This window comes from Mariniphaga sp. (assembly GCF_041687215.1).
Taxonomy (GTDB): Bacteria; Bacteroidota; Bacteroidia; order Bacteroidales; family Prolixibacteraceae; genus Mariniphaga.
This window is the reverse complement of record NZ_JAWLCI010000055.1, coordinates 23975-32651: the sequence shown is the minus strand read 5'-3', so window position 1 is coordinate 32651 and position 8677 is coordinate 23975. Positions and strand designations below refer to the sequence as shown.

The following is an 8677-nucleotide window of genomic DNA, read 5'->3' as shown; positions in this document are numbered from 1 at the left end:
GCTTGATAATGATCGTTTGATTGTGCCATCAGATTTGTAAAATAAAAAATTCAAAGTTCGTTTTTTTATCTTACTCCACAACTTTTTAAACTGAGCCGATAAATGCCCGTTTTCTATAATTTTCAATGTTTTTGATTTTTAGTTCTTCAAAAATCTTTAGGAGAAATTTTAACCATAATCATTTTGGGCAAAAGCCAGATTTTTTTTAGAAAAGTTATTGATTTAGTGCTACGGACGATGCAGCGGCAGGACAATGGTTACCCATTATTTGGATTGAAAAGATGAGGTAACCGAATGTGTAAACCTCTGGAATCCCTTTTCAAAATCAAACTTTAACCATTTTATTATTGTGTAATGTTTCAGAATTTGAGTTTTTGGTATTTTGCAATTTTTACTCTTGTTCAAATAAATAAAAAATATATTTAGACATTATTATTCTTTATTCAGAAAATTGCCATAACTTGTATGGGTAAAACAATATTGTGAAATAGTTCTCTCTTTTAGTATTAACTTGTTTTAACCTTGCAATTATGAAATTGAATTTTTACCTGTTGGCTGGGATGTTAACCCTCCTGATTTACTCTTGTGAAAAAAGCGAAACATCTATTGTTGAAACAGAAGAAAATCTGAATATTGATATTGCTGTAACAACAGAATTTGTCGATAATTCAAAATCCGGGTCTGCTGCTTCAGATGCAGAATACCCTTTTTCAGGAGAAAATACCTATTCGGTAACTAAAATTACCAAAACTGAAACTGGGATGTATGATATTCAAAAAATTAAACCTCACCGTGAACCCATCCTCACTGTTTATGGCATTGCTGGCGATGATGAAGTTCATTCCATGTTTCTTGAGTGGGGATATAAAGCATCAGGCGATGCAACTTTTATTATGCAAACACCAATAGATTTGTTATCATTTGAAATAGAAAAAGAAGACGGGATTTATAAAATTAAGCTCGAACAAGCATTAAATCAACTTATTGATATTTTAGACGGAAACAGCAATACTGTTGTAAAAATAAAAATTAGCGGAGAATCAGATTTCAATTTCAATAATCAAGCGAATTTGGAAATTCCTGTTATTGTTGAGGCTACAACTTTAAGTCCCCGTTTTGAATTATTCTAATCGGAACAATTAATTCCAAAGCGTTCAATCCAACTTAAGAACTGTTCCCAACCACAGGGCCGCAATGGAATAGTAACGTTTTAAATCTTTCATGCTATTAAGATTGTCAATTTTCAAAGACATAGTATGCCTGCCTGTAAGCAGGGAACTCGCATGTCCCGATAGCTATCAGGATTAATCATCCTTTTGGGCGTAAATATTTTCATCCTCCTTTCAAATCACTAACCGTTATGATGAATCCGGGAATTCTGGTTGCCATTCTTTTCGACTTGATAATTGTGGAACTTAGTGTTGCATTTTATAGTAATTAACTTTTCCCTTTACTGGCGGTTTTTGGAATTGTTTCACTAATAGTTGCAGTGGCAGGAATCTATTGTGGAAAATCGACCCGGTTAAAGTATGGGTTGCCATCAAAAATATTGGGAGGATTGGTTTTTATCAGTTTGGGTATAAATTATTTGCTCAACATGTAGTTCTGAATGTTTCTCCATCAACAAAAAAAATTGCATATCCGTAATTTTTTTTTTGTTTTCAAGACTAAAAATGAACCTTGTTGTTAAAAAACTGTATTAAAATGAATAATATCCCGTTGTTTTTGGGACTAAACCATGATTATGATGAAAAATTTATTTTTAGTGTTTGCTGCACTAACTTTTGTTTTAAATGCTGAGGCACAAATCAGTGCCAAACTGATGCGTTTTATGGATGTTTCCGAAAATCAGATAACTTTCGTTTACGGAGGCGACATCTGGCTGGTTGACAAAAATGGCGGAACCGCCATTTCGGTTACCAACTCGCCCGGCGAAGAGTCGTGGCCACGGTTTTCACCCGATGGAAAGCACCTTGCCTACACGGCCAGTTACAACGGCAACTCCGATGTTTTTGTAATGCCAGTTATCGGAGGAGTACCCACCCGAGTTACTTACAACGCATTTCCAGACCGAATGGTGGACTGGCACCCCGATGGAAAACGATTGCTTTTTGCCTCTGCCCGCGAAAACGGGGTTGGTCGCCTGAGCCAGTTTTATTTGGTGGATAAAAACGGCGGATTTCCAGAAAAACTTCAGGTTCCCTACGGCGAACTGGCAAGTTTTTCGCCCGACGGAAACCATCTCGCCTATATCACAAAAATTACGGAAAACTACCCTTTTAAACGCTATTTCGGCGGACTTGCTTCCGATGTAATTCTTTTCGATTTGATAAAGAATGCAGCGGAAAAAATCACTGACCATCCCGGAAACGACGGACAGCCTTCGTGGACAGGCGATAAAGTTTATTTCCTCTCCGACCGCGACGAAAATATACGTTTGAACATTTGGGAATATGATACAAAAACCAAAGAAACCCGGCAAATCACCCGCTACAAAGATTTCGACATTTCCTTTATGAACGCCGGTCCGAAAGACCTGGTTTATGAAATGGGTGGCGACCTGTACCTGATGGATTTGGCCACTTTGACTCCGAAAAAGGTTGAAATAAAAGTTATCAGCGATCTATCGGTGGAAATGCCGCAAAGCAAGGATGTGAGCAGCCGTATCTCGAACATGACCGCATCGCCCGGTGGAAAACGGGTGATTTTCGAAGCGCGCGGCGAGTTATTTAATGTCCCTGTAAAAGAAGGTTTTACGCTGAACATGACGCAATCCAGCGGCGCGTTCGACCAAAATCCGGCCTGGTCGCCCGACGGAAAAACCATTGCTTACTGGAGCGACAAATCGGGCGAATACGAGATTTACCTGCAGGACAGCGAAGGAAAAGAGCCGGCCAAACAACTTACCAAACGAGGCAAAGGATTCGGATATAAACTGTTCTGGTCGCCCAACAGTAAAATGTTGGCTTTTATCAATGAAACAAACGCTATTCAAATTATCGATGTGGAATCGGGAAATATAACCGACGCCGGAAATTACAGGTGGAATATTGGTCATGGTTCACGGTTTGGGTTTCCCATTTCGTGGTCGCCCGATAGCAGATGGCTTGCATTTACACAGGGACTCGATAATTCAAACACTGCTGTTTTTATTTTTCATACCGAAGACAAAAAACTTCAACAGGTAACATCCGGTTTTTACGACGATAATTTTCCGACATTCAGTGCCGATGGCAAATACCTGTTTTACCTCACCAACCGCAACATGGATGCTGCCTATTCGTCGCTGGGCGACGGTACCTGGATTTATCCCAACTCCACCCAAATTGCAGCCATTGCCTTGAAAACAGATACACCATCGCTTCTGGAACCAAAAAATGATGAGGTTGAGATTAAAAATGAGGAAAAGTCTGGTGCAGAGGAAAAGAAAGATGCAAAAGCAAAGGACAAAAATGACAAGGAAAAAGAGGGAAAGGATGAAGCTAAAGAGGACAAAAAAGAAGACGAGGTGAAGGTAGAAATTGACTTTGAAAACCTGGAAGCACGTCTTACCATATTACCGCCAAAAGCCGGAAATATTTCGGCATTGATTCCTTTCGAAGGTAAGTTGGTTTATTTACGCAGGCCAAACACCGGCTCAGGAGAACGCTCTTCGTCTCTTCACTTTTTCGATTTGAAAGAACGTGAAGAAAAGGAAATTATGGGCGATGTGAGCCGGGTAACCGCCACTGCCGACGGAAAATCACTGCTGGTTTCCAGCCAGAACAAATATGGAATTATTCAACCAGCAGCGGGTCAGAAAATTGAAAAACCCATTCCCACCGACGGACTGGTGATGGATTTAATCCCGAAAGAAGAATGGAAACAAATATTTACGGATACCTGGCGGAGGCACCGCGATTTCTTTTATGACCCGAATATGCACGGACTGGATTGGGAAGAAATTCGTGACCGATACGGAAAACTGCTCGACGATGTGCGAACCCGCTGGGACGTGACCAACCTTCAGTTAAATTTGGTTGCCGAATTGAGCGCCGGCCATACTTATGCAGGTGGCGGCGATGCAGAAAGTGCACCTTCGCGTTCCAACGGTTTTCTGGGTATCGACTGGCAAAAAGACGGAAAGCAATACCGCATTAAACGTATTGTAAAACCTGCCGAATGGGATACCGAAGTGCGGTCGCCTTTCGATAAACCTGGCGTGGATGTAAAGGAAGGTGATTACATTTTGTCGGTGAACGGGGTTTCACTCGATCCAGAAAAAGATCCTTACGCAGCATTTGAAGGGCTGTCAGGGAAAACCGTAAAACTGGAAATAAGCCGTACCGGAAAAAAGGAAGATGCCAAAGATGTCATTGTGGAATGTTTGTCGCCCGGACAGGAAAATAATCTTCGCTACCTGGAATGGATCGAAAATAACCGCAAAATGGTTGATGAACTTTCTGACGGTCAACTGGGATACATTTACATGTCGAACACCGCAGCGCGCGGGCAACTGGAACTGGTTCGCATGTTTTACGGCCAACTCGACAAAAAAGGATTTATTCTGGATGAACGTTTTAACGGTGGCGGACAACTGGCCGACCGGTTTCTGGAACTTTTGCAGCGCCCGGTTACCTACAACCTGCACTGGCGCCATGGGAAAGATCACACCAATCCCATAAAAACCAACACCGGCCCCGTGGGTATGCTCATCAACGGTTGGGCGGGCTCTGGTGGCGACGGACTGCCCTGGGGCATTTAAAGTACTGGAAGCAGGTCCCATTGTGGGCGAACGCACACTCGGAATTTTGGTGGGCCCGGCAACCGGCCACCAGCTTATTGACGGTGGTTCCATTACCGTTCCCGGCGCCCGCCTGTACGACAATGCAGGCCACTGGTTCTGGGAAGGCGAGGGCGTTTCGCCCGACTTTGAAGTTTGGGACGACCCGAATATTTTGCTGAAAGGCCGCGATCCGCAAATGGAAAAAGTAGTGGAGGAAGTGCTGAAACTCACCAAGGAAAACAAACATTTGATGACACCAGCTCCTCCGCTGGAAGACCGCACCGCAAAAGGACTTCGGAAGAAATAGAAAAATAAGTAAACCGGCAAGTATTTCATTTTTGTTTGAATACTTCCCGGTTTTATTTCTTGCAACCTGTTTTATAACATTTTTTTACAAAAAACCGGACAAAACCGAAAACAGTAAAAAACACTTTTTTAGATTTACGCATTATTTCTAAAAAGATGGATTTTTACAAACAACATCCCAGGTTTTTGGCAGCGGTTGACTGCGTGGTTTTTGGTTACGAGGAAGGTGAACTGAAATTACTTCTATATCCGAGAGCCTTCGAACCGGAAAAAGGGAATTGGTCGCTAATGGGAGGTTTTGTTCAGGAAAATGAATCGTCAGAGCAGGCTGCCTGCAGGGTTTTAAAACAAACTACCGGGCTGAATGATATTTTTCTGGAACAGGTTAATACGTTTTCGGAACCGGGACGTGAACCAACAGAAAGAGTGATTAGCATCGCTTACTTCGCATTGATTAAAATTGGCCGGTACAAAAAAAGCAAGGCCGATGAATTTGGAGCCAAATGGTGGCCGGTGAACGAGTTGCCTCCGCTTATTTTCGATCACAATGAAATGATTCAGCAATCGCTGAAAAAATTGCAGCAAAAAGCCGGTTCGAGCCTGGTTGGAAGTGAATTGCTTCCTTCAAAATTTACCTTGTTGCAATTGCGGAAATTATATGAGGCCATTTATCAACGAACCTTCGACCCCGGAAATTTCAGAAAAAAAATACTTTCGCTGGACGTACTCGATAAGCTCGATCATAAAAATTCTACCGAGTCGAAAAAAGGCGCTTATTATTATCGGGTAAAACCCAATAAGTTGGAAAAAGAACTGGAAAGAATTGTAAAATACTGAAGATAATTCAAAATTATAAAACAGAAATTTAAACTAAAAAGCTACTACAATGACAACACTCGACTGGATTGTACTGGGACTTTTTGTAATTGGATTAATTGGCGTTGTTTTTTATGCATTAAGAAAAAAAGACAAGGACACTACCGACTATTTTCTGGCAGGACGCGATGCAACCTGGATTGCTATTGGTGCATCCATTTTCGCCTCCAACATTGGGTCGGAACACCTGGTTGGACTCGCAGGTGCAGGAGCCGAAAGCGGCATGGCAATGGCCCACTGGGAAATGCACGGCTGGATGATTTTGATGCTGGGCTGGCTGTTCGTACCGTTTTATGCACGAAGTAAGGTATTTACCATGCCCGAATTTCTCGAACGCAGGTACAATCCACATGCCCGATCTTTCCTTTCCGTTATTTCGCTGGTAAGTTATGTGCTTACCAAAGTTGCAGTTACCGTTTATGCAGGCGGTGTTGTTTTTAAAGATGTGTTTGATATTGAATACATCACCTTTTTTGGGTACGACATCGACTTCTTTTGGATTAGTGCAGTAGGACTTGTTGTGCTTACCGGATTATACACCACTTTTGGCGGAATGAAAGCTGTGCTTTACACATCGGTGCTTCAAACACCCATTTTGCTTATTGGATCAATTGCAGTGCTTGTTCTGGGATTGATTAAAGTTGGCGGATGGAACGAAATGATGGAAATTTGCAGCGCCAATGTAACTGTTCACGGCGATTCTATGACAAGTTTGATCCGTTCGCCCAAAGACCCGGATTTTCCATGGACAGGAGTTATTTTGGGTTCGGCCATAATTGGTTTTTGGTACTGGTGTACCGACCAGTTTATTGTACAGCGCGTACTTTCGGGCCGCGATATGAAACAATCGCGACGCGGAACCATTTTCGGCGCTTACCTAAAACTTACACCGGTTTTCATTTTCCTGATTCCGGGAATGATTGCATATGCTTTGCAGCAAAAGGGTTTACTCACACTGGAATCGAATGATGCAGCCTTTTCTACTATGGTAAAAGAACTTTTGCCAATGGGATTCACCGGAATTGTAATTGGCGGTATTCTTGCTGCGCTGATGAGTTCGCTGGCTTCGCTGTTTAACTCATCGGCCATGTTGTTTACAATTGATTTCTATCAGAAATACCGGCCCAACGAAAAAGAAAGGCATTATGTAATCGTTGGTCGGATTGCAACAATTGTTATTGTTTTGCTTGGCATTGCCTGGATACCCGTTATGAAAGGGCTCGGTAAAGTATTGTACGAATATCTTCAGGATGTTCAATCGCTGCTGGCACCCGGAATTGCTGCGGTTTTCCTGTTGGGTGTAGTTTCAAAAAGAACCACTCCCGCTGCCGGCTTATGGGGATTGCTCATCGGATTTACGCTGGGTATGACCCGTCTGGGTCTGAATATATTCTCAGGAGGTATTGAAGAAACCTCGCTGATTTATAAAATATTTCTGGTACACAACTGGCTGCATTACGAAATTTACCTCTTTTTCCTCGTAATTATTTCCATGGTAATTATAAGCTATTTTACCAAGCCCAAAGATCCGCTGGTAATAGCCGGCCTTACGCTGGGTACAGCATCCAAAGAACAAATGGCTGAAGTACGCGCGTCATACAATTACTGGGATATTATTAACTCCATAATTATTATTACCATTATTTTGGTATTCTATGCTTATTTCTGGTAATAATTGTTCAAAATAAAATCTGAAAATAGCTGTCATTTCTGGCAGCTATTTTTTATTTTCGAAGTTCAATATTAGGTTATGTACGATATTATTGGAGATGTGCACGGTCATGCCCAGCTATTGAAAAATCTTTTGCTGGAACTGGGATACGAAAAAACAACTGAAGGGTACTTCAACCCAAACCGTAAAGCTGTTTTTGTGGGAGATTTTATCAACCGCGGGCCCCAAATAAAAAAAACCATACGCATAATACGGAAGATGGTGGAAAACGGAAATGCATTCGCTGTTTTGGGGAATCATGAAATCAATGTTATTATTGCCTATCTGAAAGACAAAAAAGGAAATCTTTTGGTTAAACCGCCACTGAAAAATTTTATTTCAGGACTAAAAACCTTGAACGAATTTATAAGCGCTCCTGAAGAATGGCAAGAGCATTTGCGCTGGCTTCGCACCCTGCCTCTTTTTCTTGATTTGGAAGGAATCAGAATTGTTCATGCCTGTTGGTCTGAAGAGGCTGTTGAGTTTGTAAAACAAAATCTTCCTGCGGGAAAAATTAAAAAAGATGTTTTCAAAAAGATTTACAAAAATCCGGGCTCTGAACTGGCTAAAAACATTTGGCTGCTAACCAAAGGTGTTCAGTTTGAAATGCCCGGCGATTTAAAAATAATCAACAATAAAGGAGTTTCTCCACGTTCATTCCGAATGCGCTGGTGGGAAAATTTACCAGGAAAAACTTTTGAGGAAATATCGTTTGAAAGTAAATTTCATTTTCCGGACTATACAGTGCCTCCGGAAATATTGCCCGACATTAAACCTTATCCGGCAAATGCACCCATTGTTTTTTTCGGGCACTATTGCAGAGGAAACGGTCCGTACATTATTAAACCGAATATTTGCTGCCTCGACACCTGTATTGCCGGAAGTAAGATGCTCCTGGCCTACCGGTGGAGCGGAGAACATGTTTTGAAGGCCGAAAATCTGGTAAAAATAGAACAATAATTAGGCGCTAAAGACAATAAACCAGACACTTACAGCCACGTATAAAAAATATTTTTTTT

The 8677-nt window shown here is 41.7% G+C and carries 7 protein-coding genes; all 7 read left to right on the top strand.

Translation table 11 applies throughout. The features are described from left to right. Positions 1–530 precede the first annotated feature (530 nt). The 7 genes from ACESMA_RS16585 (at position 531) to ACESMA_RS16555 (ending at position 8618) form a co-directional block, all read left to right on the top strand. A complete protein-coding gene (locus ACESMA_RS16585) occupies positions 531–1130 on the top strand; it encodes a hypothetical protein (protein WP_372949973.1) in 600 nt (199 codons plus the stop codon). A gap of 323 nt (positions 1131–1453) precedes the next feature. Continuing rightward, complete coding sequence (locus ACESMA_RS16580; protein WP_372949974.1) at positions 1454–1603, top strand: hypothetical protein; 150 nt, start codon at positions 1454–1456, stop codon at positions 1601–1603. Positions 1604–1747: 144 nt separating this feature from the next. Next, positions 1748–4744, top strand: a complete 2997-nt coding sequence (locus ACESMA_RS16575; protein WP_372949972.1) for a PDZ domain-containing protein — start codon at positions 1748–1750, stop codon at positions 4742–4744. Continuing rightward, positions 4716–5072 (top strand): S41 family peptidase, encoded by a 357-nt coding sequence (locus ACESMA_RS16570; RefSeq protein ID WP_372949971.1) that lies wholly within the window; start codon positions 4716–4718, stop codon positions 5070–5072. The genes ACESMA_RS16575 and ACESMA_RS16570 overlap by 29 nt, the downstream gene beginning before the upstream one ends. Before the next feature lie 155 nt (positions 5073–5227). Then, on the top strand, positions 5228–5908 hold the full coding sequence (locus ACESMA_RS16565) for an NUDIX hydrolase (protein ID WP_372949970.1): 681 nt from the start codon (positions 5228–5230) through the stop codon (positions 5906–5908). 49 nt (positions 5909–5957) lie between these two features. Further along, positions 5958–7619 (top strand): sodium:solute symporter, encoded by a 1662-nt coding sequence (locus ACESMA_RS16560; RefSeq protein ID WP_372949969.1) that lies wholly within the window; start codon positions 5958–5960, stop codon positions 7617–7619. 78 nt (positions 7620–7697) lie between these two features. Further along, positions 7698–8618 (top strand): metallophosphoesterase, encoded by a 921-nt coding sequence (locus ACESMA_RS16555; RefSeq protein WP_372949968.1) that lies wholly within the window; start codon positions 7698–7700, stop codon positions 8616–8618. Positions 8619–8677 lie beyond the last annotated feature (59 nt).